Here is a 23,824-nt window from a genome sequence, read left to right as displayed (position 1 = left end):
CTCAGCCCCGTGCGTGCCCGGAGCGCTGCGCGGTCTCCTCCGCCATGGCCAGCACCTTGGACAGCACCGGCGTGCTCTCCCCGAGCATGACCAGCGCGCGTTCCAGTTCCCCCACCGGAACCACGGAGGCCAGCGCGCTCACGGCGTCCGTGTTCGTGGCGATCCCGGTGCGGATCTGGGACGTGGAGAGCACCGGCTGGGATGCCTCCACCCTGGTCAGAACGGCCTCCCGGTCCGAGGTGCTCACGCTGTCCTCGAGCATGACCAGGCGTTCGTAGACCGCCGGATTTCCGATTTTGATGCGTCTGCCGCTGATGAGTTGGGAGAGCATGGGCGCCGACAGACCCAGAACCTGGGCCAGCCGACGCTGCGTAATACCGTAGGCCCCCACCACGGCGCGAAAACGCTCTGACAACGGCTGTCCGTACAGCCGTACCTGTTGTTCAATGTTTTCAGAGCTCACGGGGTCATCTTGACATACCCGTCTGAACGATCACCTGGCGGGTGCGGACTCAGCGCAGGACCCGCTCCACCCACGCCCGGGGGTCGTGGATCTCCGCCTCGGTGGGCAATGTCTGCGGGGAGCTCCACACGGTGTTGAAGCGGTCCATGCCCTCGCGCTCCACAATGTGCTCCACGAACTTCTGGCCGTTGCTGTACTGACGCATCTTGGCGTCCATGCCCAGCACCGAACGGATGAAGCGGTCCACCACACCGTGGTCCGCGGAACGGTTGTCGAAGCGCCGACGGATGGTCTTCACGGTGGGCACGATCCTCGCGTCCACGGCGTCCATGACCGCGTTCGCATGACCTTCCAGCAAGGACATCACCGCGGTGACGTGGGAGACCGTGGCCCGCTCCTGCGCGGTGAGCAGGTGGGTCAGCGGGCCAAGACCCGCGTCCGGGCGCTCACCGCGCGAACGGCCCGTGACGGATGACGCCAGCGCACGCACCCGGTCCCACACGGAGGCGTCCAGGGAGCCGAGGCTCGTGATCTGCTCCAGCATGTGGTCCCGCAGCCACGGCGCGGCGGCAAACTGCACGCGGTGGGTCTGCTCGTGCAGGCACACCCACAGCCGGAAGTCCTCCGATGCCACGTTGAGCTCCTTCTCCGTCCACAGCACGTTGGGCGCCACGAACATCAGGCGGCCACCGGGGTGGGAGCGGGCCGCGGTCTCGGAGACGAGCCCCGCGTAGGGGTCGTACTGGCCGAGCACCTTCGAGGACAGGAAGCCCACGAACGCAGCCATCTCCGCGGCGGTGGCCGTGGGTGCCACACCGCGCCTGGCGGCGTCGAACTTCTGGGGGTCCTTGGCGCGCAGCCGGTCGAAGACGGGCTGCATCAGCACGGAGAACGTCTGGGTGTTCGCCTTCGCCCAGCCCGCGCGGTCCACCACCAGAACGGTGGAGTCCCGCAGGTTCTCGGCTGCGTCCAGGCGGGTGATCGTGTGCACGTGGTGCACAGACTCGTGCGCGAAGTAGCGCAGGGACTCCACGGCCTTGGACATCTCGCGCGGGGCCGGGGTGGGTCCCGGAGGAGTCATCTTGGCGGCTAGCTGCGCGGCTGCATCCCAGTCGACGAGCGAACGCTGCGTCAGTTCTTGGCTCATGCGCCCACTCAACCACACGGCCCCGACGCCGCGTTGGGGGTTTCCCGCCCCACCTCCTGGCAAGTCCCCGACGGCTTCCTGCACGGCCGCAGTGCGGTGCGCGGGAGTCGGCCGTGCTGTGCTCGAGCCGTTGCCGTGGTGTCGGGCGGCCAGCCACCGGGCGGTCAGGTGACTGCGCTGTCCGGTGCTTGGCTGGTGGGGTGCCCGCCTGGGGGGGGCGTGGCCGGGTGAGCGCGTGGGCTGCCAGGCGGGTGGGTGGTCGCCGTTGCGTCAGGCGGCACCAGTCAGGGCGGCCACGGCGGTGTCCACGGTGTTCCGGGCGCGGTCCGTCTTCCCCTTCACGCCGTTGAGCACCAGGGAGTAGACGAGCACGTTGCCGTCCTCGCACTGGACGTAGCCGGAGAGCGATGCCACGTCCAGCAGTGTGCCCGTCTTGGCGCGGGTGCGTCCTCGGGCGGCCGCTTCCGAGGAGTCGTCGAAGCGCTGGGCCAGTGTTCCCGCGCCGCCGCCCACGGGCAGTCCCCGCCCGTAGGGGGCGAAGCGCTGCTCCGTGACCAGCGCGCGGACGGTGCGCGCGAGGACCAGCGGCGTGAGCCGGTCTGCCGCGGCCATGCCGCTCGCGTCCTTGACCGCGAGGCCGTCGGTGGCAATGCCCTGCTCCTGCAGGGCCTCCGGCAGCATCTCCTGCACACCGGCCACGCTGCCCTCGCGCCCCGAGGCGACAGCAGCGACCCGGGCGAGGGTCTCCGCGAGGGAGTTGTCCGAGTGGGCGAGCATGTAGGCGCTCTGCTCGTGCACGGGTGCGGACTCCACGGCCGCGAGCTCCTCGGCGTCCTGCGGTGCCGCGGCGGTCCCCTTGACGGACACGCGGGCGCCTCCCAACTGCTCGGAGAGCCGGCCCGCGAACGCCTGCGCGGCGGCTGCCGCGGGGTCCGAGGGGCGGCTGCCCTGGGAACCGGGGTCCGCACCGTCCGCCGTGGGCACCCGGTGCGAGTACAGGGCGATGGGCGCCACCCGGGTGATCTCCCCGGACTCTATGTCCTCCGGGTCCCAGTCCGGGTTCAGGTCCGCCCCCGTGAACAGGCTCGTGTCCACGGCCACGGTCACACCGTTCGAAGCGGCTTCTGGAGCCCGCTCGCGCAGGGCGTCCGCGGTGCGCCGGGCGAGCGTCCCGAGACCGGCACGGCCGTTGACAGCCTCCGGGTCCCCGTCCCCGGGTGAGAGCAGCGTGTCCCCTCCCGCCACCAGGGTGAGCTTGCCAGGGTCCTCCCCCGTGACCACCGTGGTCCGCAGACGTTCGTGCGGGTCCAGGTGCTCAGCGAGGCTCAGCGCAGTCACCAGCTTCTGGTTCGAGGCGGGAACCACGGCCCGCTCCGGGGACTCCCCCGCCACGACATCGTCCGAGTCCACCGCGAGAACGGCGGCACCCGCCGTTCCCGGGGCACCGTCCAGCACCCCGTCCAGGGCGCGCTGCACGGCATCCGCGTCCACCGGGGGCGCCTCCTCCGAGTCCCCCGCCACCGACGGGTTCGCGGCCGCAGTGGCGCCCGAGCCGTCGACGGCGCCAGAACCGGTGCCGGTGCTCGCGCCGGAGCCGGGTGCGACCTCCGCCAGCGCCGCGGGCACCGCGACGACCGACGCAACCACCAGCGCGACGACGAGCAGCACGCACACGACGGGCCACACGAGGTGGCGCGCCGGGGTCTTGTGCGGGGTTGCGGGCATGAGCCGATTCTTCCGTGCCGCTCCGACGCGGACAACCTCACGACGCCGCGACACCACCACCCCGCAGAACCCACGTTGCCATGGCCCCTGACGCCGCAGTCCTCGTGCCGGGGCCCGCGCGGAGACCGCCACCGATGCGGGCCGGCCGCGGGGGAGGCCGGTATCGTGGGACGCATCAGCTCGGACGCGCGCCGTCGGAGCGCCGCCGTGTGCGACGCCCCGGGGCAATCCACCGCGGCGCGCACCACTACGAACCAAGGAGTTTCACCATGGAGTTGGACGTCACCATCGAGATCCCGCGCGGCTCGCGCGTCAAGTACGAGATCGACCACGAGACCGGCCGGATCCGCCTGGACCGCGTGCTCTTCACCTCCATGCAGTACCCCACTCACTACGGCTACTTCGAGGACACCCTGGGCGAGGACGGCGACCCCCTGGACGCCATGGTCATCATGGACGTCGACATCATGCCCGGTGTGATCCTGGAGGCCCGCCCCATCGCCGTCTTCAACATGACCGACGAGGCCGGCGGAGACGCCAAGGTGCTGTGCGTATCCACGGACAAGCGCTACGACGGGATCCAGGGCCTCGAGGACGTCAACGAGTTCCTGCAGAAGGAGATCCAGCACTTCTTCGAGCGCTACAAGGACCTCGAGCCCAACAAGTGGGTCAAGGGCGAGGGCTGGGAGGGCAAGGAGACCGCCGAGCGCCTGATCGTCGAGGCACAGGAGCGCTTCCAGCAGTCCCAGTACGACACCGCCGCGGAGGCGGAGCAGGACGACTGAGCTCCCGCACTCACCGCGTGATGCAGATCCCCGCCCTCGGAGCACCCCTCCGGCGGCGGGGATCGCCCGTTCAGAACCCGTCCCTTATGCCTGTCGCCGGGACGTGGTGGGATGATCGCAGCCCGTTGCGCGGGTGGTGAAACCGTCACCGCCCGCCGTATCCCCGGAGGTGGTGCCCGTGTTTGATGCGCAGTCGAGCGACGTGGAGCGCGTGTACGTCTTCCACGGCACGGACTCCACCCAGGTGCTGGGTCCCGAGCACCTCATGGGCCGGGTGCGAGGGCTGCTGACGGCCGCGGGGACGGCGGCTGCCCCGGGACCCCCGCTGCACCCGGACATCACCCTGCGCCCGTTCACCGCCGAGGCCGGTCAGGATCCCGGTGGGTCCGGCGGCAGCTGGGCACGCCAGCACAGCACGGTGTCGGACCTCTCCGTGGAGATCGGTGCGCAGCGCTTCTGGGACCGCGTTGAGGCAGGCAGCTGGGCCACGTGGCGCGAGCAGTGGCCGGACTCGCCGGACGGAGCACTCTTCCCGCCCAGTCCACCGGACTGGCTGCTCCGCGCACCCCGCTGGGAGCTGGACCCGCTCGCTCCCGCGCTGGGACCGGCGGCCTCCGGGGGATGGGTCCGCAGCCCCGCGCAGGGCTGGGGAGATCCCGCCGCGGGTGCCGGAACCGGGACCGGAGGGCTTCCCGCTCCCCGGGGGCACCACGGGGTGGGTCTGTTCCAGCTGACGGACCTGGAGTCCTTCTGGGTCTTCTCACCGGAGGCCGAGACCAGGCGCATCGTCACCCGGTGCGAGTCCCTCGCCCGGGACCACCCGGCGTTCACGTGGCTCACGGGCTACTTCGACGCCCGGGACGTCGCGGGCTCCCTGCGTCTGCCCGCAGAGTGCCTGCCCGTGCTGGAGACGGATCTCGCAGCCGCCGGGTACACGGTGGACACCTGGTGGTGACGAGGCTCAGCCCTGCAGGCCGCCGGACTCGCACAGCCGCAGCAGCGTGGCCGCCGCGGGGCGGGCCCGCCACTCCTCGTGCCACAGGGAGCGCACCACGGCCTTGGACACCGCCTGCGGGGTGATGCCCAGCTGCCGGGCCACGGTCTTCTGCTGGCCGCGGGCGCCGGGAACCAGGAGGTCCACCACACGCCACTCGGCGTCGCTGCGCACGCTCACAATGTGGCCCACGAGTCGCAGCACGGCCTCCGCCTGCTCTGCCGCCTCCGGGTCCGCCGCGCTGACCCGCACGGCCACGCGCTCCGTGCTGCGGGTGTGCTGGGCGGCGTCGTGCCCGAAACCCATGCCGGGACCTTCCGCCGTGACGGCCACCCGGCCGTCCTCCTGGTCGACGGGCGTGAGGAACACGTCCCCCACCCCGATCCCCACGGCGTAGGCGTCGTCGCGCAGGGCCACCATCGCGGCGGTCACTGCAACGTCTGCGTCCTCGGTGAGCCCGCGCACGACCCCCGCCGCCGACGGCTGGAAGGGTGCGCGCACGGACAGCCCGCTCAGCAGCCGGCACACCTCGCGGTCCGTGGCGGGATCAGGACGGGAGGCGTCCGCCACGCGCTGGGTCAGGGTCAGGACGAACACGGTCCCAGTATCGCAGTTCCATGCCATTTCACGGGCAGCACCGCCCGCGTGCCAGACGCGGCGCCCGGGCGCAGTGCCCGACCACGGTGCCTGACCTCGGAGCCCCGGGCCACGGCATTCCTGAGGACGGCGCCCTGGTCAACGGTGCTCCGGCCGCAGAGGTCCCCGGATACCAGGCCCGCGGAGCCCCCGGGGGATGCCGCAGAGCCGCGCGGCTCAGAGCAGCGAGCGCAGGACTGCCGCAGCGCCGTCGTCGTAGACGCTGTCCGTGACCTCGCGGCTCACGGCGGCGACCTCGTCCGGGGCCTGGCCCATGGCCACCCCGCGTGCGGCCCACTGCAGCATCTCGATGTCGTTGCGTCCGTCCCCCATGGCCACGGTGTGAGCGGGGTCCACGTCCAGGTGCTGGCGGATCTGCTCCAGCGCGCTCGCCTTGGACACGCCGTTCGCGGCCACGTCCAGCCACGAGGACCAGCCCACGGAGTAGGCCACGCCGTGCAGCCCGGCACGCTCGATGGCGTCCGCGAAGTCCCCGGGAGCGTCCGTGGCGCTGTAGACCACCAGGCGCACGGCGGGGATTTGGGCGAGTTCGTGCAGGTCCACGGGCACGGCCTCGATGCCGAAGGAGGCGTCCTGGAAGCGCTCCGTGGAGTAGAACTTCCCGTCCGCGCCCTCGAGCGCGAACTTGGCGGTGGGCAGCGTGCTCGCGAGCGCCTCCAGTGCGTGGGCGGGGTCGAAGCTCACGCGGTCGGTGACCTCGTAGTGCTCGGGCAGCTCGGGGTCCAGGCGCAGGGTCACGCCGCCGTTGGAGCACACGGCGAAGCCGGAGTCGATGTGCGCCTGGCGGATCACGGGCAGGGTGGCGCCCATGGAGCGGCCGGTGGAGATCACCACGTGGTGCCCGGCGGCCACCACGGCGCGCAGGGCGTCCTTCACGCCGCGGGACATCCGGCCGTCGTGGTCCACGAGGGTGCCGTCCACGTCCAGGGCCACGAGGTAGCGTGCGCCCTCCTCGCGGGTCCAGGAGCTGGTGCGAGGGGTCTGGACCTTCAGGGGCGCGAAGGCGTCGGCCGCGCTCTTCGCGCGCTCGTCGGTGTGCCGGTCGTCGATGCCGGTTCGGGTATCAGTCATGACAGTCATGGTGTCACATCACCATGGCGGCACGTCCTGCGGTGGACGCCCCGGTGACCTGCGGGTGACGTCCGGGCCACGGGGCGGCAAACGACGACGCCCGCGCACCGTGCGCGGGCACGGCGGGCGGGCGACATCGTCGGAGAGCAGCGTCGTCGGGCGGGGGGCGCGGCTGCTCACGCGACGGGGCGCATGACCTCCTGGCCGCGCATGTACGGGCGCAGGATCTGCGGGATCGTCACGGAGCCGTCCGTCTGCTGGTGGGTCTCGAGCAGCGCCACGAGCCAGCGGGTGGTGGCGAGCGTACCGTTGAGGGTGGCGACGGCGCGCGTGCCGCCCTTCTTAACCTTGCCGTTAGCGTCCGTGGTCTCGGGCAGCCGCTCGCGGATGTTGAGCCGGCGCGCCTGGTAGGTGGTGCAGTTGGAGGTGGAGGTCAGCTCGCGGTACTTGCCCTGCGTGGGGATCCAGGCCTCGCAGTCGAACTTGCGGGCGGCGGAGGTGCCGAGGTCCCCCGCGGCGGTGTCAATCACACGGTAGCTCAGACCGCAGGCCTGCAGCATCTGCTCCTCCCACGCGAGCAGCTTCTCGTGCTCGGCGGCGGCGTCCTCCGGACGGCAGTAGACGAACATCTCCAGTTTGTTGAACTGGTGCACGCGGATGATGCCGCGGGTGTCCTTGCCCGCGGAACCGGCCTCGCGTCGGTAGCACGAGGACCACCCGGCGTAGCGCAGCGGGCCGTCGGAGAGGTTCAGGATCTCGTCCTGGTGGTACCCGGCCAGCGCCACCTCGGAGGTGCCCACCAGGTAGAGGTCATCCTTGCCCACGCGGTAGATCTCGTCGTCGTGCTCCACGTCGAAGCCCGTGCCGTTCATGACGGCCGGGCGCACCAAATTGGGCGTGGTCATGGGGACAAACCCGTTGTCCAGGGCGAGGTCCTGCGCAGCCATCAGCAGCGCGGTCTCCAGGCGGGCGACGTCCCGCTTGAGGAAGTAGAACCGGGAGCCGGAGACCTTCGCACCGCGCTCCATGTCGATGCCGTCCAGCAGCTCCCCGAGCGCCAGGTGGTCGCGGGGCTCGAACCCCTCGGCCGCGAAGTCCCGGGGTGTGCCCTCGGTGCGCAGCAGCACGAAGTCGTCCTCACCGCCGGAGGGGATGCCCTCCACGATGACGTTGGGGAACTGTGCCACGAGCTCCTGCTGCTGGGCCTGTGCATCATCCGCGGTGGCCTGCGCGGTCTTCACATCCGCGGCAAGCTGCTTGACCTGGGTCAGCAGCTGCTGTTTTTCCTCACCCTGGGCCTTGGCCACCTTCTTGCCGAAGGCGTTCTGCTCCGCGCGCAGGGACTCGAAGTCCGTGATCGCACTGCGACGCCGGGAGTCCGCCTCCAGGATGCGGTCCACGAGCCCCGCGTCCGCCCCGCGGGCGGTCTGGGAGGCACGGTAGGTTTCGGGGTCGGCGCGCAGGTCGTTGATGTCGATCACCCTTCCAGGGTATCCAACCGGGCGGTGTCCCGGGGAACGGGGAGGCCGGACCCGTAGACTTGCCGCTGTCGACAACCAGCGTGAACCGATCCCCGGAAGGGACTCAGTGCCGGACAACAAGTGGCAGCCCCAGCGAGTGGCCATGGTGGTCAACCCGATCAAGGCCCAGGCGGGAGTGGCCCGGGATGCGCTGATCGTGGCGTGCCGCAAGGCCGGCTGGGCAGACCCGGTGATCTACGAGACTGAGATCGACGACCCCGGATTCTCCATGGCGCGGCGCGCTGTGGAGTCCGGTGCCGACGTCGTGCTGGCCGCGGGCGGGGACGGCACCATTCGCGCGGTGGGCGAGTCTCTGGTGGGCGGGGAGATTCCCCTGGGTCTCGTGCCGCTCGGCACCGGCAACCTGCTGGCCCGGAACCTGCACGCGGACCTTACGGACCCGCACCACTCCGTGGACGTGGCGCTGTTCGGCTCGCAGAAGGCGATCGACTCCATCACCATGCACCTGGAGACCGAGGACGGGCGCACGGAGGACCACCGCTTCCTGGTCATGGGCGGCGCGGGCTTCGACGCCCAGATCATGGCGGACACCAAGGACGACCTCAAGAACCTCGTGGGGTGGGCCGCCTACGGCGAGGCCGGGATGCGCCATCTGTTCAGCCACCCACGGTGGGCGCGCTTCAGCGTGGACGGCGGCCCGTGGGAGTCCCGCCTGGTGCGTTCCGTCATGGTGTGCAACTGCGGCGAGCTCACCGCCGGGCTGATCCTGGTGCCGAAGGCCAAGCTGGACGACGGCTACCTGGACCTCGTGGTGATGTCCCCGCGCTCGGTCCTTGGCTGGCTGGGAATGGTGGCCAAGGTGGCCTTCCGCCACCGCCACGACCTGCCGGTGATCGACTTCTACAGCGGCAAGTCCGTGCGCGTGGAGTTCCACGAGCCCATCGAGTGCGAGGTGGACGGGGACCTGCTCGGCAGCATCACCGCCCTGGAGTCCATCGTGGACCACCGCTCCCTGCGGGTCCGCGTGCCACCCTCCCAGGCAGACTGACCCAGCCCGGCTGACAGGAGGACCCGGTTCTCCTGGGAGAGCCGGGTCCTCCTGTCAGGGGCTCGCGGGCACCGCCCGGGGACCGCGGCCGGGCGCGGCCGGAACGGGACGCGACGACGTGGCCGTCGTCACCCCCGCCGGGGGCAAGGTCAGAAGGCCCCGGCCACCGCGAACAGCAGGGCTGCGAGCGCGAAGCCGAGCACGCCGATGATGGTCTCGAGCACCGTCCACGTCTTGAACGTGGTGCGCACGTCCATCTCCAGGAACCGGCCCACGAGCCAGAACCCGGAGTCGTTGACGTGGGAGAGCACCACGGAACCGGCCGCCACGGCCACGACCATCGCGGCCAGCTGCACGCCGTTGAAGTCGCCCGCGAGCACGGCGGGAGAAATCAGCCCCGCCGCAGTGGTCAGGGCCACGGTGGCCGAGCCCTGCGCCACGCGCATCACAGCGGCGATCAGGAAGCCCGCGAGGATCACGGGGATCCCCAGATCCGCGAGCACGTCCTCGAGGGCGGCACCGATCCCGGAGGTGCGCAGCACGCCACCGAACATCCCGCCGGCGCCGGTGATGAGGATGACCGAGCACACGGGACCCAGTGCGGAGTCGAACGTCTTCTCGATCGCGGTGCCGCTGAGCCCACGGGCCCGGCCGATGCACAGCGCGGCCACGATCAGTGTGATGGTCAGCGCGAGGGGGGTCTCGCCGAGGGAGCGCAGCAGCTGGAACCATGTCTGGGATGCGGTCTCCTGGGACACCGCCCCGGATTTCGCGAGGGTTCCCAGACCGGTGTTGAGGAAGATCAGCACCATGGGCAGCAGCAGCATGGCCACCACGGTGCCCACCTTCGGCGGGTTCCGCACGTCCTCGGCCTCGCCCAAAATCGTGGGCACGGGCAGGGAGATCCGGCGTCCGACCACCTTGCCGAAAAGGTAGGAGGACACGTACCACGCGGGGATCGCACAGATCAGGCCCACCAGGATGATGTAGCCCACGTTGGCCTCGAAGAACGTGGCCGCGGTGACGGGCCCCGGGTGCGGTGGCAGGAACACGTGCATCACGGAGAACGCGCCCACGGCGGGCAGCGCGTAGGTCAGCACGCTGCCTCCCAGGCGGCGGGCCACCGAGAAGACCACGGGAAGCATGACCACCAGGCCTGCGTCGAAGAAGATCGGGAAGCCGAACAGCAGGGAGGCCACGCCGAGCGCGAGCGGTGCGCGCTTCTCGCCGAAGGCCCGGATCAGCCGGTCCGCGAGCACCTGCGCGCCGCCGGAGGTTTCCAGCAGGCGCCCGAGCATCGCGCCGAGGCCCACGAGCAGCGCAACGCTCGCGAGCGTCTTGCCGAAGCCGTCAAGCATCACGGGGACCACCTGGTCCGTGGGGATCCCGGTGGCGAAGGCCGTGAGGGCCGAGATGATGATCAGTGCCAGGAACGCGTGCACGCGCAGCTTGATGATGAGCACCAGCAGCACGGCAATGGCCGCCGCTGCGATGAGCAGGAGGGGGCCTGCGGTGAGCGTCTGGCTCCAGCCCTCGATGTCCATGGACGTCACTGTCCTTTCAGGTTGTCGACCCACGAGCGGGCCTGGATGAACGCGGCGTCACTGTGGTGCTTCGCCACGCGGACCTCGCGCCTGTCCGCGCGGGGGTAGGAGCCGAGGAAACGGGTGCGGGGACAGATCCGGCGCACGCCCATGAGGGCGTCTGCGACGCGGTCGTCCTGGATGTGGCCGTCGATGTCCACAGAGAAGAAGTAGTCGCCCAGGTGGGTCTTGGTGGGGCGGGACTCGATACGGGTGAGGTTCACGCCGCGGGTGGCGAACTGCTCGAGGATCTCCAGCAGCGCCCCGGGGCGGTCCTCCCACAGGGGGACCACGAGCGAGGTCTTGTCCGCGCCGGTGGGGGCGGGCATGGTGGCGTCCGGGCGGGCCACGAGCACGAAGCGGGTCACGGCCTTCTCGTTGTCGCTGATGTCCTCCGCGAGCACCTGCAGCTCCGGGTGCCGCTGCACGACCACCGGCGAGCACACCCCGGCGTCGTATCCCAGGCCCTGGGTGCTGACCCCGCCGCGGCCGTCGAGCATGGCCACCGCGGAGGCCGCCGTGGACGGCGCCGGGACGTACGTGACGCCTGGCAGGTTCGTCTCGGCCCAGCCACGGATCTGCGCCCACGCGTGCGTGTGGGTCGAGACGGTGCGGACGTCCTGCAGCCGCACGCCGTCCGGTGCCACGAGCACGAAGCGGATGGGCACGAGGATCTCCTGCAAGATCCGCAGCTCGGCGCCGAAGGAGACGTCGTCGAGGGTGGCGCTCACCCCGCCCTCCACCGAGTTCTCGAGGGGCACGACGGCGGCGTCCACCGTCTCCTCGCGCACCGCGGCGAGTGCGGCCGGCACCGAGTTCATGGGGATGCACTCGGCGTCCGACGCCCCCGGAACCTGCATCAGTGCGGCTTCGGTGAAGGTGCCCTCAGGACCGAGGAACGCGTAGCGACGGGCGCGTGGCCCCGGGTCCGAGGGACCCGGGGCCACGCCGGAGACCGCCGCGTTCACAGAACGCGCGCCGTTTCCCCGGTCTCGGACACGATGGGTCTGCCTGCGTCCGCCCACGCACCCATGCCGCCCAGCACGTTCACGGGGTCGTAGCCGTACTGCGCGAGGTACGCCGTGGCGCGCAGTGACCGACCGCCGGAGCGGCAGATCACGTAGACGTCCACGTCCAGCGGCACCTCGTCGGTACGCTCGGCGAGCTGCGAGAGCGGCAGGTGCTGGGCGCCCTCGATGTGCCCGGCATCCCACTCGTCCTGCTCGCGCACGTCCAGCACGGGTGCGCCCGCGGGGATTTCGTCCACGCTCGCGGACGGCAGGTTGTTGATGTTGTCCATGTGCTCCTCCAGCCTCGGTCCCGCCGCTTTTCGCGGCGCCCCGGATTTACCAGTGCTCCACCCTAGCGGCAGGGCAACCGATTCCGGCGGGTCCGGGGGCCGTGGCGCGGCTCACGTCCACGGTCCGGGGGACGACGGTGCTCAGCGCGTGCCGGGGCCCCGCCCCTCGCCCTCGGCGGCACCGTTCCCCACGGCGTCGTGGTGCCCTGCCTCGTCGTCGTGCTCCTCGTTCGAGGGTGTGAGGTCAGGCAGGCCGTTGCGGCGCACGTGGCGTCGGGAGATCTCGTAGCCGATGTTCGTGGCCACCAGGATCAGCACACCGGCCAGGAGGCTGTAGTACCAGTGGGGGTTGCTGAAGTCGAACATGATGTAGAGGGAGAGCACCGTGAGGAACACCAGGCACACGTAGTTGGTCACGGGCGCACCGGGCATCTTGAAGTGAACGGGCGCGACCTGCCCGCGGGCGACCTGGCGCCGGTAGCCCAGGTGGGAGACGAAGATGGAGATCCAACCGAAGAGCACGAAGATTGAGCAGGCGCTGAGCACCACTTCGAACGCGTCCGAGGCGCCCAGCGCGTAGATCATCACGATGCCGACCAGGTCGAAGCCGAAGATGCACAGCAGCGCCCCCGTGGGCACACCGCGGTGACCCACCGAGGCCATCACCTTGGGCGCCTGGCCGTGCGCGGAGAGGTTGCGCAGCAGCCGCACGCTCGCGTAGAGGGTCGCGTTCACGCCGGAGATCGCCGCCGTGAGCACCACGAAGTTCATGATCCCGGCCAGCGCGGGGATGTGCAGGGAGGCGAGCGCGGTGACGAACGGGGACTCGTCTCCGGAGTACTCGTCCGTGGGCAGCAGCATGGAAAGCACCAGGATGGAGCCGATGTAGAACAGGGCGATGCGCAGCACCACGGAGTTGATGGCCTTGGGCATGGACTTCTCCGGGTCCTTGGCCTCACCCGCGGACACGCCCACGATCTCGATCGCGGAGAAGGAGAAGACCACGCCGGTCATCACGACCACCAGCACGAGCACTCCCCGTGTGGCGAAGCCGCCGCTCCACAGGTTGGTGACCGACGCCGCGGTGGGGGCGTGGAAGATGTCACCGGCGACCACCAGGACGAGGCCCGCCGCCAGGAAAAGCAGGATCGCGAGCACCTTGACCATGGCCGCCCACGTCTCGATGAACCCGTAGAGCTTCACGCTGAGCAGGTTGCAGCCCACGATCGTCATCGCCGCGACCAGGGACGGGATCCATCCCGGGATCTCTGGCCACCAGAACTGCACGTACACCGCGAGCGCGGCGATCTCGCCCACCCCGGCCACGGCGGAGAGCGCTACATAGATCCACCCCGTCATGAACGCGAAGCGGTCGCCCACGAACTCGCGCGCGTAGGAGACCCACGCGCCCGTGGTGGGGCGGTGGATCACGAGCTCCCCCAGGGCGCGCATGAGCAGGTACACCACGGCGGAGACCACCAGGTAGGAGACGACCAGCGCGGGGCCCGCCGTCGCGAGGCGCCCGCCGATGCCCAGGAACAGACCCACGCCGATGGCACCACCGATGCCGATCATCTGGATCTGGAAGTGGCCCAGGGACTTCTTGTACCCCTGGTCCCCCCTCTCGTGGAAAACGGGCATGGGGCCGGTGGCCGGGGCCTGTGGATCGAAGGGCATGGTGTTCTCCTGCTGTGCGAGGTGGGGCACATCCGTGCGGGAGGCCAGTGGCCCGTCCACACCCCGGGGCGGGGGTGGCCGATGCCGTTGCCTCGAGGGTAGTCGCCGCGCGGGGGGCGACCCCGGTTTGCGTCAGCCCCTCCCGGGCGCGGGCCGGGTGAGCGGGCCGGGGGCCGCGCGTGGTCACCGGTCACGGTCGGTCGCCGCCGGGTCACGGCCCGTCATGGCCCGTGACGTCGCGTGACACGGGGCACACCCGCGCGAGACGATGGGCGGACTCGCCCGCTCGCCCGAGCACGACGTCGTGCCCGGAACCCGGTGCGCGGACCACGCACACGACCCCGAGGACGGCACCACCATGGCACTCGACGTGATCTTCACGAACGGCTCCATCCACACGCAGGACCCCGGGCACCCCCTGGTGCACGCGCTGGGGGTGCACGGCGGCAGGATCGTGAGCGTGGACGAGCAGCTGCCCCGTGAGGCCTTCGACCGAGTGGTGAACCTGCGCGGCGCCACGGTGGTCCCGGGCTTCCACGACGCGCACTGCCACCTGAGTCTGCTCGGCGAGGCGCTCGTGCAGGTGGACGTGAGCCCGCGGGCTGCGCCCACCATGGCGGAGCTGCTGGAGCGGATCGGCGCGGCCGCGCGAGACTCGGAGCCGGGCGAGTGGGTCATGGGCCAGGGCTACGACCAGAACTACCTGGACGGCCACCACCCGCTGGCTGTGGAGCTGGACGCCGTGGCCCCGCTGAACCCTGTGTGGCTGTGGCACAACTCGCGCCACATGGCGGTAGCGAACTCGGCCGCCTTCGCGGTGGCCGGCTACCCGGGGCGCGCCGGCTTCACCGTCCCGGAGGGCGGCCGCGTCCCGCTGGACGACGACGGCTCGGCACAGGGCCTGCTCGAGGAGACCGCCCGCGCGCTGGTCTCGGACCACCTCCCGGCCAAGACCACGCGCGCGGTGGCCGAGCAGATCGGGGCCGCGGGCGACGTCGCCGTGGCCGCGGGAATCACGTCCATCACCGAACCGGGGCTCGGGGCCCCCGCGCACCTGGGTCAGTCCCCCACGGACATCGCCGCCTACCAGCTCGCCCGGGACGAGGGGCTGCTGCGCGTGCGCGCCACCGTGATGCCCTACCTCACAACCCTGCACCCCGTGGACCCTACCGGGCTCACGGTGGCCGAGCCGTACCCGCACGAGGGCCAGGGGTTCGGACTGGACCTCGGCATCCGCTCCGGGATGGGCGACGAGTGGTTGCGCATCGGCGCGGTCAAGGTGCTCTCGGACGGCTCGCTGATCGGGCGCTCCGCGCTGATGACGGTGGGCTACGAGCCCGAGACCTCCCCCGCGGACGACGCTCTGTCCGCGGAGGGCGAGCCCCACTCCTGCGCCGCGGAGGAGAACCTCGGATACCTGCAGTTCCCCCGCGAGTGGCTCGAGGCCCGACTCGTGGCCGCCCACGAGAACGGCTGGCAGCTGGCCGTCCACGCCATCGGCGACGGCGCCGTGGACGTGGTCCTGGACATCATCGAGGAGGCCCAGCGCCGGTTCCCGCGCGAGGACTGCCGCCACCGCATCGAGCACTTCGGAGTGGCCAGCGAGGAGCAGGTGGCACGCGCGGCGTCGCTCGGCGTGGTCCCCGTGCCGCAGGGCAGGTTCGTCAACGAGCTCGGCGATGGCATGGCCCGTGCGCTCGGGCCCGAGCGCACCCGGTTCTGCTACCGCATGAAGTCCCTGCTGGAGGCCGGCATGACGGTGCCCGCCTCCACGGACGCGCCCATCGTGGACTACCCGCCGCTGTCCAACATCCACGACATGGTCAACCGCCGCACCGCCTCCGGAGCAGACTTCGTCCCGGAGGAGCGCATCACCGTGGACGAGGCGCTGCACGCCTACTCCGTGGCCAGTGCGCAGGCCTCCCACCAGGAGCACGAGAAGGGATCCCTGAGCGTGGGCAAGCTCGCGGACTTCGTGGTGCTCTCCGAGGACATCTACGCGGTGGACCCCACGAGCATCAAGGACATCGGGGTCACCGCCACGGTGATCGGTGGCGAGGTGGTCCACGGGAGCCTGTGAGCGCACGCGCCGTCGGCCGGCCTCGACGGCGCAGCGGTAGGCTCGCTGGACCACCGCCCACGTGGTGCGGGTCATCCCGCCCCCGGATGACGGGACCCCGGTGCCCCGAGCCATCCCACCAGGACACACAGGAGTAGACATGCCCGAGCAGTCGGCCGGCCACCTGATCGTCGAGTCCCTCGAGGCCCACGGCGTGGACCGCGTGTTCACCGTGCCCGGGGAGAGCTTCCTGGACGTGCTGGACGGGCTCCACGACTCGTCCGTGCAGAACGTGGTGTGCCGCCAGGAGGGCGGGGTGACCTACATGGCGGAGGCCCACGGCAAGCTGACCGGCCGCCCGGGCGTGGCCATGGTGACCCGCGGACCGGGCGCGTCCAACGCGTTCGTGGGCGTGCACCTCGCGTGGCAGGACTCCACTCCCCTGGTGCTCTTCGTGGGCCTGGTGCCCGTGGCGCACCGGGAGAAGGAGGCTTTCCAGGAGTTCGACCCGCACCAGTGGTTCGGCTCCCAGGCCAAGCGGGTGATGGTCCTGGACGACCCGGACCGGGCCTCCGAGTACGTGGCGGAGGCGTTCTTCGCCGCGAGCTCCGGGCGCCCCGGCCCCGTGGTGGTGGGACTGCCGGAGGACGTCATCACCCAGCGCACGGACGCCCCCGTGGTCCCGCCGCTGCCCGTGGCCGAGGGCGCGGTCTCCGCGGAGGAGCTCTCCGAGCTGGCAGCCGCACTGGAGACGGCCGAACGGCCGGCCATCATGCTCGGCGGGCCGCGGTGGACCCCCGAGGCCGCCGCGCTGGTCACCGGCTTCGCGGAGCGCCACGGCATCCCCGTGGTCTCCGACTGGCGCGCCGGGGACAGGATCCGCACCGACTCCCCCGTGGCCGTGGGCGAGCTCGGCTACAGCCGCACCGAGGACACCGTGCGTGTGCTCACGGAAGCGGACCTGCTGCTGGTGGTGGGCACCACCCTCTCGGACATCCCCACCGACGGCTTCACGCTGCGCCAGCAGCACTCGGCGCGCAACTGGGTGGTCAACGTGGACGCCGGGCTGCGCCAGCACTCCGGGGCGGTGACCCGGCACATCCTGGCGAGCCCCGTGGCCTTCGGGAGCGCCGTCGCCGGCATGGAACTCGGTGAGCACCCCGACTGGACGGGCTGGCTCGAACCCGCCGCAAGTGCGCACCGCGAGCACATGCGCATCCCGTCGTCCGCCGGGAACAACGCTCCCGGGACCGCGGACATGGAGCTGGTGGTGAAGGCGCTGCTGCCCCACCTGCCCGAGGACACCGCCGTGACCACCGGCTCGGGCAACCACACCGCGTGGGCGCAGCGCTACGTGCCCAAGGGCGGCTACCCGTGCCACTTCTCGGTGCGCAACGGGACCATGGGCTACTCCGTGCCGTCCGCCGTCGCCGTCTCCCTGGCCCAGCCCGAGCGCTTCGTGCTCTCGGTCTCCGGGGACGGCGAGTTCCTCATGAACTCGCAGGAGCTCGCCACCGCGGTGCAGTACGGCGCGCGCCCGCTGATCGTGGTTGTGGACAACGGCCAGTACGGCACCATCCGTGCGCACCAGGAGCGCCACTACCCCGGCCGGGTCTCCGGCACGCAGCTGCGCAACCCGGACTTCGCCGCGGTGGCCCGCGGCTACGGGGCGCACGGTGCGCGGCTGGAGCGCAACGAGGACATCGAGGGCGTCATCACCGACGCCGTGCGCGCCGTCACCGAGGACCGGGTCCCGGCCGTGGTGCACGTGGTCGCGGACCCGGCGAAGCTGCTGCCCGGCATGTAGCTGTCCCCGCAACGGCGGCGTACCGCACCCCTCGGGTCTGCGACGGGGTCGCCGTAGGGTGGTCCGTGACGATCGGCGGCCACCAGCCGCTGCCGTGCTCGGCGCACCACGAGGAGTCCCACCATGCACCGCCTGTTCCACAACGCCACGGTCCACGCCATGAACCCGGCCACCGGCTGGACGCCCCAGGGCCAGTGGCAGTCCCACAGCATGGCGCACCCGAACGCGTTGCTGACCTCCGGGGACCGCATCCTGGCCGTGGGCGACTACCGCGAGTTGAAGGACCAGGCGCCGCTGGGCACGGAGCGCACGGACCTGGGCGGTGGGTTCGTGATGCCGGGCATGGGGGACGGCCACATCCACTCCGCCATGTACTCCCGCTCGCTCATCGAGCCGGACATGCGCCACTGCACGGACCTGGACTCCGCGCTGGCGGTCCTGCGCCCGTTCGTGGAGCGGGCCATGGCGGACGAGTCGATCACCTGGATCTTCGGCGGGCAGTGGAACATCAACGCGTGGACCACCACCGAGCTGCCGGACCGCCATGTCCTGGACACCGTGGCCCCGGACATTCCCGTGGCCCTGAGCTCCCTGGACCTGCACACCCTGTGGCTGAACTCGAAGGCGCTGCAGGAGCTCGGCCTGGACCGCACCGTGAAGGACCCGGACGGCGGCGAGTTCGAGCGCTACGAGGACGGCGAGCTCACGGGTGTGCTGCGCGAGGCCGCGGCCATCCCCATCCGGGACGGGCTCATGCAGTCGGACGTGTCCGGGGACATCGACAGCTACCTCCCCCTCGGGCAGCGCGAGCTGCTGAAGCGCGGCATCACGTCCATCCACGACATCGACGGCGTGGACTGCCTCCACGCCTACCGCAAGCTCCGCGAGCGCGGTGAGCTGGACATCCGCGTGCACAAGATCCTGCGCCAGGAGCAGATCCACGAGTTCATCCGCCGCGGGATCCGCACGGGCGCCGGTGACGAGTGGATCTCCATGGGCCCCCTCAAACTCTTCGCGGACGGCGCCCTGGGCTCCCACACGTGCCACATGTCCGAGCCGTGGCCCGGCACCCAGGACCACGGGATGAGCGTCATGGAGCCCGCTGAGCTCGACCACTGGATCCACCTGGCCGCCGCGGCGGGGATCGCCTCGGCGGTGCACGCGATCGGGGACCAGGCCGCCAGCGAGGCCCTCGACGCCATCGCCACCACCAGCTCCATCTCCCGCGCGTTCGGGCTGCGCCACCGCATCGAGCACGCGCAGTACATCAAGCGCGGGGACGTCCCCCGGCTGCGGGAGCTCGGGGTCACCGCGTCCATGCAGCCCATGCACTGCACCTCGGACATGCCCATGAACGGCTTCCTGGAGGGCCGGGACCTCGTGGCCTACGGGTGGAACAGTCTGCGCGCGGCCGGAGCCGAGCTCGTCTTCGGCTCGGACGCCCCGGTGGAGGACCCCAACCCGTTTTACGGCATCCACGCCGCCATCACCCGCACCCGCGACGGGCTCCCCGAGGGCGGCTGGCAGCCCCACGAGACCATCACGCGCCCCGAGGCCGTGGACTACTACACCCACGCCGTGGCCCGCGCCTCCTACGAGGAGAACCTCAAGGGCTGCCTCGCCCCCGGGATGCTCGCGGACTTCGTGTGCGTGGACCGGGACGTCTTCGCCGAGGACGCGCAGGCCGTGCGGGACACCGCGGTGCGCACCACCGTGGTGGGCGCCCAGATCCGCTACCAGCGCGAGGACTGAGGCGGGCGCGGAGACCGCGCCGGTCGGCGTCGTCCTCGGAGGCGACGCCGCCCGCTCGCCGTACGCGGCGACGTCGCCCGCGCACGGCACAGAGCGATGTCGCCCGCCTTCCGCGCGGGGGCTCAGTGCCGGACATGGCCGGGCAGTCAGGCGCTCACCTGCAGGCGTCGCACCCGCACGTCGGCCGGCGGTCAGCCACAGTGCCGGGCCGATGACGGGCCGCCAGTGTCAACAGCAGCTGCTGAGCGGGCGTGCGCGGCCTTGTTCTTCGCGGGCGTCCAGATCGCCACGAGCCACAGGACCGCGGCTACCGCACCCAGGGCGAACATGAACTGGGCGATCGGTGACGGAACGAGCGGGTTCATGGGGCCCTCCGGGGTTCGTTGGCCCGTGACACGAGGCGTCTTTCACGGCGAGATCCTCGTCCCGCCAGAATGCGACGATGCCCCCGCACCTACCACGGTGCGGGGGCATCGTCGACCGGGGCCCTACTTCTTCTTGGGCGTGTGGATCAGCTTCTTGTTGGCGAACTCCTCGATGCCGAACGGGCCGAGCTCACGGCCCACGCCGGAGCGCTTGACGCCGCCGAAGGGCAGGTCCGGGGCCGTGTCAGTGACGGCGTTGACGAAGACCATGCCGGAGTCCACGCGCTGCGCGACCTCCAGGGCCGCGGCCTCGTCCGCGCCGAACACGGAGCCACCCAGGCCGAACGGCGAGGAGTTGGCGAGCTCCACAGCCTCGTCCACGTCCTTGACCTTGTAGACCACGGCCACGGGACCGAAGATCTCCTCCGCGTACGCACGCATCTCGGGGGTGACGTCCGCGAGCAGGGTGGGTTCGATCCAGGCGCCCGGCTTGTCGGGCTTTCCGCCACCGGCCAGCACGGTGGCGCCCTTGGCCACGGCGTCCTGGACCTGCTCCATGATCTCGTCCCGGGCACCCACGGTGCTCACCGGGCCCACGAAGGTCTTCTCATCCGTGGGATCCCCCGGGGTGATGCCCTGCACGGCCTGCGCGAAGTTCTCCACGAACGTGTCGTAGGCGTCCTCCAGCACGATGAAGCGCTTGGAGTTCGTGCAGGCCTGGCCGCTGTTGCTCATGCGCCCGGAGACCGCCTGCTTCACGGTGCGCTCCACGTTGGAGTCGTCCAGCACGATGAACGGGTCCGAGCCGCCCAGCTCCAGCACAACCTTCTTGAGGTTCTTGCCGGCGGTGGCCGCGACGGACGCGCCCGCCCGCTCCGAACCGGTCAGGGACACGCCCTGCACCGCCGGATCCGGGATGATGATCTCCGCGACCTGGTCGTTGGACGCGAACACGTTGATGTAAACGTCCTCGGGGAAGCCCGCCTCGTGGAAGAGCTGCTCCTGCACGAGCGCGGACTGCGGGACATTGCCCGCGTGCTTGAGGATGACCGTGTTGCCCAGCATCACGTTCGGGGCCGCGAACCGCGCCACCTGGTAGTAGGGGAAGTTCCACGGCATGATCCCCAGCAGCACGCCCGTGGAGTCCAGCACCACGCGAGCCTCCCCGCCCGTGGACGGGTTGAGGGTGCGGCCCTTCATGAACTCCTCCGCGTTGTCCGCGTAGTAGTCGTAGATCGCGGCCGCGATCTGCACCTCACCGGCGGCTTGCTGGGCGGGCTTGCCCATCTCCAGTGTGATCAGAGCGGCCAGCTCGTCCTGGCGCTCGCGGTAGAGCTCGGCCATGCGGTGCATCATGGCGGCGCGCTCCGCCACCGGCACGTTGCGCCAGCTCTTGTACTCCTCGGCGGAGCGGGCGACGGTGTCGCGCACCTCCTGGTCCGAGGCGGTCTCGAATTCCTTGACGGTTTCCCCCGTGGCGGGGTTGATCGTTGCGTAAGCCATGGTGCGAGCCTATGCGGCGTCACACCGCTTCGACAGGGCGTTCACGCAGGGCGATAGGTCACACGTGTCACGCCCCCCCCCCCGCACCAGCACATCGCCGCGACCAGCGCCACAGAGCCCCGGGAGGGACCCCATGACGCGAGAGCACGTACCGGCCGGGGACGGGCTCGAGGCCGTGGCCGTGCTCCACACGGTGGAGTACATCTTCCCGGACCTGAGCAACGTACCCCTGTGGACCGCTGCCGGGTTCGAAGCTGGCCTGGGCCCTGGTGGGCGTGCTAAGCGCCGTCGTCATCACTGGGATCAACCTGCGCGGTGTGACTCAGGCGTCCACCGTGCAGATCTTCGTGATCCTCTTCCTGGAGCTCGTCGTCGTGCCGTTCCTCTTCGTGGGCTTCGACGTGATCCCCCAGGTCTGCGAGGAGATGCACCTGCCGCCGCTCAAGCTCGGCGGGACGATCGCGACCTCCGTGCTGATCGCGACCGTCTGGTACGCCATGGTCATCCTCACGACGTCCTCCGCGATGAGCGCCGAGGACCTGGCTGGCGCGGACATCGCCGCAGCGGAAGCGTTCGACGCGCTCTTCCACTCCGTGGTGATGGCCAACGTGCTGCTCGTGGACTCGGGCTGACCGTCGAGCCTCGCGGCCCGTCCGCTCGTCTCGGTCGTGTTCGTGCTGCTGCGCCGGCGCGAGCCGCAGCTGGTACGCCCGTACCGAATCGGGGGCAGGGGTCACGGCGGCACGGCCAACGGTGTCCTCTCGGTGGTGCTGTGCCTGGGGCTCGCCGCGCTGCACCTTCCCGGGGAGGACGCCGAGCACCGTCTCGTGCGAGCCGTCGAGTCACGCAAGCACGAACGCTGAACCGCCCCTTGCCCCCGGGCATACGATGGTCAAGAAGGAGTCTGTCCGCACACCCCCGCGAGCGCACGTGAACCGACCGCGCGCGGATTCTGAAAGGAACGAGATTTGAGCATCAAGGACAAGGTGTCGGAAGTTCTCGACGCCACACCCAAGGGACTGCTGATCAACGGCGAGTGGCGCGACGCCTCAGACGGCGGGACGTTCGACGTCGAGAACCCCGCGACCGGCGAGGTGCTCGCGACCCTGGCCTCGGCCACGGAGGACGACTCGCGCGCGGCCATGGACGCCGCCGCGGACGCCCAGGAGTCCTGGGCCCGCACGAGCACCCGCGAGCGCTCGAACATCCTGCGCCGCGCATTCGACCTCGTGCAGGAGCACAAGGACGACCTCGCGCTGCTGATGACCCTGGAGATGGGCAAGCCCTTCAAGGAGGCCCAGGGGGAGGTCGTCTACGGCGGCGAGTTCCTGCGCTGGTTCTCCGAGGAGGCCGTGCGCCACTACGGCCGCTACGCGTCCACCCCCGAGGGCAACCTCAAGATGATCGTGACCCACAAGCCCGTGGGCCCGTGCCTGCTGATCACCCCGTGGAACTTCCCGCTGGCCATGGCCACGCGCAAGGTCGCGCCCGCCGTCGCCGCCGGGTGCACCATGGTCCTCAAGCCCGCACGCCTGACCCCGCTGACCTCCCAGTTCTTCGCGAAGCTCATGGTCGAGGCTGGCCTGCCCGACGGTGTGCTCAACGTCGTCTCCTCGGCCTCCGCGTCCAACGTGTCCGGGCCCATCATGGCGGACCCGCGGCTGCGCAAGGTCTCCTTCACGGGCTCCACCCCCGTGGGCAAGCAGCTCATGAAGACTGCCACGGACCACGTGCTGCGCACCTCCATGGAGCTGGGCGGCAACGGTCCGTTCATCGTCTTCGAGGACGCGGACCTGGACAAGGCCGTGGACGGCGCCATGGCCGCCAAGATGCGCAACATGGGCGAGGCCTGCACCGCGGCCAACCGCTTCCTGGTGCACGAGTCCGTGGCTGAGGAGTTCTCGCAGAAGTTCGCCGCAAAGCTCGCCGCGCTCAAGCCCGGCAACGGCCTGGACGAGGACTCCACCGTGGGCCCCCTGGTGGAGAAGAAGGCCCGCGACAGCGTGGCCGAGTTCGTGCAGGACGCCCTGGACAAGGGTGCGAAGGCGGAGGTCGGTGGCAAGGCCGTGGACGGCCCCGGCTACTTCTTCGAGCCCACCCTGCTCACCGGCGTGACCGAGGAGTGCCGCGTGTTCACCGAGGAGATCTTCGGTCCCGTGGCTCCCGTCATCACGTTCACGGACGAGGACGACGCCGTGCGCCTGGCCAACAAGACCGAGTACGGCCTGGCCTCCTACGTCTTCACTGAGGACATCTCCCGCGCGCTGCGCATCGGCGAGCGCATCGAGTACGGCCTGCTGGGCCTGAACGTGGGTGTGATCTCCAACGCCGCTGCACCGTTCGGCGGCGTGAAGGAGTCCGGCCTGGGCCGGGAGGGCGGCGCCGAGGGCATCGAGGAGTACACCAC

At 70.8% G+C, this 23,824-nt stretch carries 21 protein-coding genes; 9 read left to right on the top strand and 12 right to left on the bottom strand.

Going from position 1 to position 23,824, the window contains the following annotated elements; all coding sequences use genetic code 11:
- Position 1: 1 nt before the first annotated feature.
- The 3 genes from B3G12_RS09770 to dacB all read right to left on the bottom strand — a co-directional run bounded on the left by B3G12_RS09770 (position 2) and on the right by dacB (position 3,335).
- The gene (locus B3G12_RS09770; protein ID WP_290500133.1) at positions 2 to 463 is read right to left on the bottom strand and encodes a helix-turn-helix domain-containing protein; all 462 of its coding nucleotides are present in this window, start codon (positions 461 to 463) and stop codon (positions 2 to 4) included.
- A gap of 49 nt (positions 464 to 512) precedes the next feature.
- Positions 513 to 1,610 (bottom strand): zinc-dependent metalloprotease, encoded by a 1,098-nt coding sequence (locus tag B3G12_RS09765; RefSeq protein ID WP_144943083.1) that lies wholly within the window; start codon positions 1,608 to 1,610, stop codon positions 513 to 515.
- A 270-nt stretch (positions 1,611 to 1,880) separates the two neighbouring features.
- Positions 1,881 to 3,335, bottom strand: coding sequence for a D-alanyl-D-alanine carboxypeptidase/D-alanyl-D-alanine endopeptidase (gene dacB, locus B3G12_RS09760; protein WP_144943082.1), 1,455 nt, complete (start codon positions 3,333 to 3,335; stop codon positions 1,881 to 1,883).
- Positions 3,336 to 3,604: 269 nt separating this feature from the next.
- Here dacB and B3G12_RS09755 point away from each other — a divergent pair, with 269 nt between their 5' ends.
- Both B3G12_RS09755 and B3G12_RS09750 read left to right on the top strand, forming a co-directional pair.
- Entirely contained in the window at positions 3,605 to 4,120 is a 516-nt protein-coding gene (locus B3G12_RS09755; RefSeq protein WP_055082557.1) for an inorganic diphosphatase, read from the top strand.
- Between the two features lie 178 nt (positions 4,121 to 4,298).
- Positions 4,299 to 5,075 carry a hypothetical protein gene (locus B3G12_RS09750; protein ID WP_244944872.1) on the top strand — a complete coding sequence of 259 codons (777 nt, stop codon included), beginning with the start codon at positions 4,299 to 4,301 and terminating at the stop codon, positions 5,073 to 5,075.
- A gap of 6 nt (positions 5,076 to 5,081) precedes the next feature.
- Here the strand turns inward: B3G12_RS09750 and B3G12_RS09745 are convergent, their stop codons facing one another.
- The 3 genes from B3G12_RS09745 to serS form a co-directional block, all read right to left on the bottom strand.
- Complete coding sequence (locus B3G12_RS09745; protein ID WP_055082561.1) at positions 5,082 to 5,711, bottom strand: hypothetical protein; 630 nt, start codon at positions 5,709 to 5,711, stop codon at positions 5,082 to 5,084.
- Positions 5,712 to 5,927: 216 nt separating this feature from the next.
- Entirely contained in the window at positions 5,928 to 6,842 is a 915-nt protein-coding gene (locus B3G12_RS09740) for an HAD family hydrolase (protein ID WP_174233428.1), read from the bottom strand.
- A 176-nt stretch (positions 6,843 to 7,018) separates the two neighbouring features.
- The gene (serS, locus tag B3G12_RS09735) at positions 7,019 to 8,323 is read right to left on the bottom strand and encodes a serine--tRNA ligase (RefSeq protein WP_144943080.1); all 1,305 of its coding nucleotides are present in this window, start codon (positions 8,321 to 8,323) and stop codon (positions 7,019 to 7,021) included.
- Between the two features lie 106 nt (positions 8,324 to 8,429).
- Here serS and B3G12_RS09730 point away from each other — a divergent pair, with 106 nt between their 5' ends.
- Complete coding sequence (locus B3G12_RS09730) at positions 8,430 to 9,371, top strand: diacylglycerol/lipid kinase family protein (RefSeq protein ID WP_244944873.1); 942 nt, start codon at positions 8,430 to 8,432, stop codon at positions 9,369 to 9,371.
- A gap of 149 nt (positions 9,372 to 9,520) precedes the next feature.
- Here the strand turns inward: B3G12_RS09730 and B3G12_RS09725 are convergent, their stop codons facing one another.
- The 4 genes from B3G12_RS09725 to B3G12_RS09710 all read right to left on the bottom strand — a co-directional run bounded on the left by B3G12_RS09725 (position 9,521) and on the right by B3G12_RS09710 (position 13,931).
- Positions 9,521 to 10,915: a GntP family permease gene (locus B3G12_RS09725; RefSeq protein WP_290500127.1), complete on the bottom strand. Its 1,395-nt coding sequence runs from the start codon at positions 10,913 to 10,915 to the stop codon at positions 9,521 to 9,523.
- 5 nt (positions 10,916 to 10,920) lie between these two features.
- Positions 10,921 to 11,922 (bottom strand): prephenate dehydratase, encoded by a 1,002-nt coding sequence (gene pheA, locus B3G12_RS09720; RefSeq protein WP_290500124.1) that lies wholly within the window; start codon positions 11,920 to 11,922, stop codon positions 10,921 to 10,923.
- The gene (locus B3G12_RS09715; protein WP_068471077.1) at positions 11,919 to 12,254 is read right to left on the bottom strand and encodes a rhodanese-like domain-containing protein; all 336 of its coding nucleotides are present in this window, start codon (positions 12,252 to 12,254) and stop codon (positions 11,919 to 11,921) included. Before B3G12_RS09715 ends, pheA begins: the two co-directional genes overlap by 4 nt.
- A gap of 141 nt (positions 12,255 to 12,395) precedes the next feature.
- Complete coding sequence (locus tag B3G12_RS09710) at positions 12,396 to 13,931, bottom strand: amino acid permease (RefSeq protein ID WP_290500123.1); 1,536 nt, start codon at positions 13,929 to 13,931, stop codon at positions 12,396 to 12,398.
- A 304-nt stretch (positions 13,932 to 14,235) separates the two neighbouring features.
- Here B3G12_RS09710 and B3G12_RS09705 point away from each other — a divergent pair, with 304 nt between their 5' ends.
- From B3G12_RS09705 to B3G12_RS09695, 3 genes are all read left to right on the top strand, one after another.
- Positions 14,236 to 16,011, top strand: a complete 1,776-nt coding sequence (locus B3G12_RS09705; protein WP_290500121.1) for an amidohydrolase — start codon at positions 14,236 to 14,238, stop codon at positions 16,009 to 16,011.
- Between the two features lie 139 nt (positions 16,012 to 16,150).
- Positions 16,151 to 17,797: a thiamine pyrophosphate-dependent enzyme gene (locus tag B3G12_RS09700; RefSeq protein ID WP_290500119.1), complete on the top strand. Its 1,647-nt coding sequence runs from the start codon at positions 16,151 to 16,153 to the stop codon at positions 17,795 to 17,797.
- Between the two features lie 123 nt (positions 17,798 to 17,920).
- The gene (locus B3G12_RS09695; RefSeq protein WP_290500117.1) at positions 17,921 to 19,549 is read left to right on the top strand and encodes an amidohydrolase; all 1,629 of its coding nucleotides are present in this window, start codon (positions 17,921 to 17,923) and stop codon (positions 19,547 to 19,549) included.
- Between the two features lie 191 nt (positions 19,550 to 19,740).
- Here the strand turns inward: B3G12_RS09695 and B3G12_RS09690 are convergent, their stop codons facing one another.
- Together B3G12_RS09690 and B3G12_RS09685 are read right to left on the bottom strand one after the other, a co-directional pair.
- Complete coding sequence (locus B3G12_RS09690) at positions 19,741 to 19,914, bottom strand: hypothetical protein (RefSeq protein WP_186366754.1); 174 nt, start codon at positions 19,912 to 19,914, stop codon at positions 19,741 to 19,743.
- A 123-nt stretch (positions 19,915 to 20,037) separates the two neighbouring features.
- Positions 20,038 to 21,417: an NAD-dependent succinate-semialdehyde dehydrogenase gene (locus tag B3G12_RS09685; RefSeq protein WP_144943075.1), complete on the bottom strand. Its 1,380-nt coding sequence runs from the start codon at positions 21,415 to 21,417 to the stop codon at positions 20,038 to 20,040.
- Between the two features lie 317 nt (positions 21,418 to 21,734).
- On the opposite strand from B3G12_RS09685, the gene B3G12_RS09680 reads away from it, so the two are divergent.
- The 3 genes from B3G12_RS09680 to B3G12_RS09670 all read left to right on the top strand — a co-directional run.
- Positions 21,735 to 22,049, top strand: coding sequence for a hypothetical protein (locus tag B3G12_RS09680; protein ID WP_290500114.1), 315 nt, complete (start codon positions 21,735 to 21,737; stop codon positions 22,047 to 22,049).
- A 36-nt stretch (positions 22,050 to 22,085) separates the two neighbouring features.
- Complete coding sequence (locus B3G12_RS09675) at positions 22,086 to 22,280, top strand: hypothetical protein (RefSeq protein ID WP_290500112.1); 195 nt, start codon at positions 22,086 to 22,088, stop codon at positions 22,278 to 22,280.
- A 105-nt stretch (positions 22,281 to 22,385) separates the two neighbouring features.
- A partial coding sequence (locus B3G12_RS09670; RefSeq protein ID WP_290500110.1) for an NAD-dependent succinate-semialdehyde dehydrogenase occupies positions 22,386 to 23,824 on the top strand: 1,439 nt, incomplete at its 3' end.

Source organism: Kocuria sp. UBA5001, from assembly GCF_002398425.1.
Taxonomy (GTDB): domain Bacteria; phylum Actinomycetota; class Actinomycetes; order Actinomycetales; family Micrococcaceae; genus Kocuria; species Kocuria salsicia.
The sequence above is the reverse complement of the archived record's forward strand: the minus strand, read 5'-3'. Positions and strand labels throughout refer to the sequence as shown.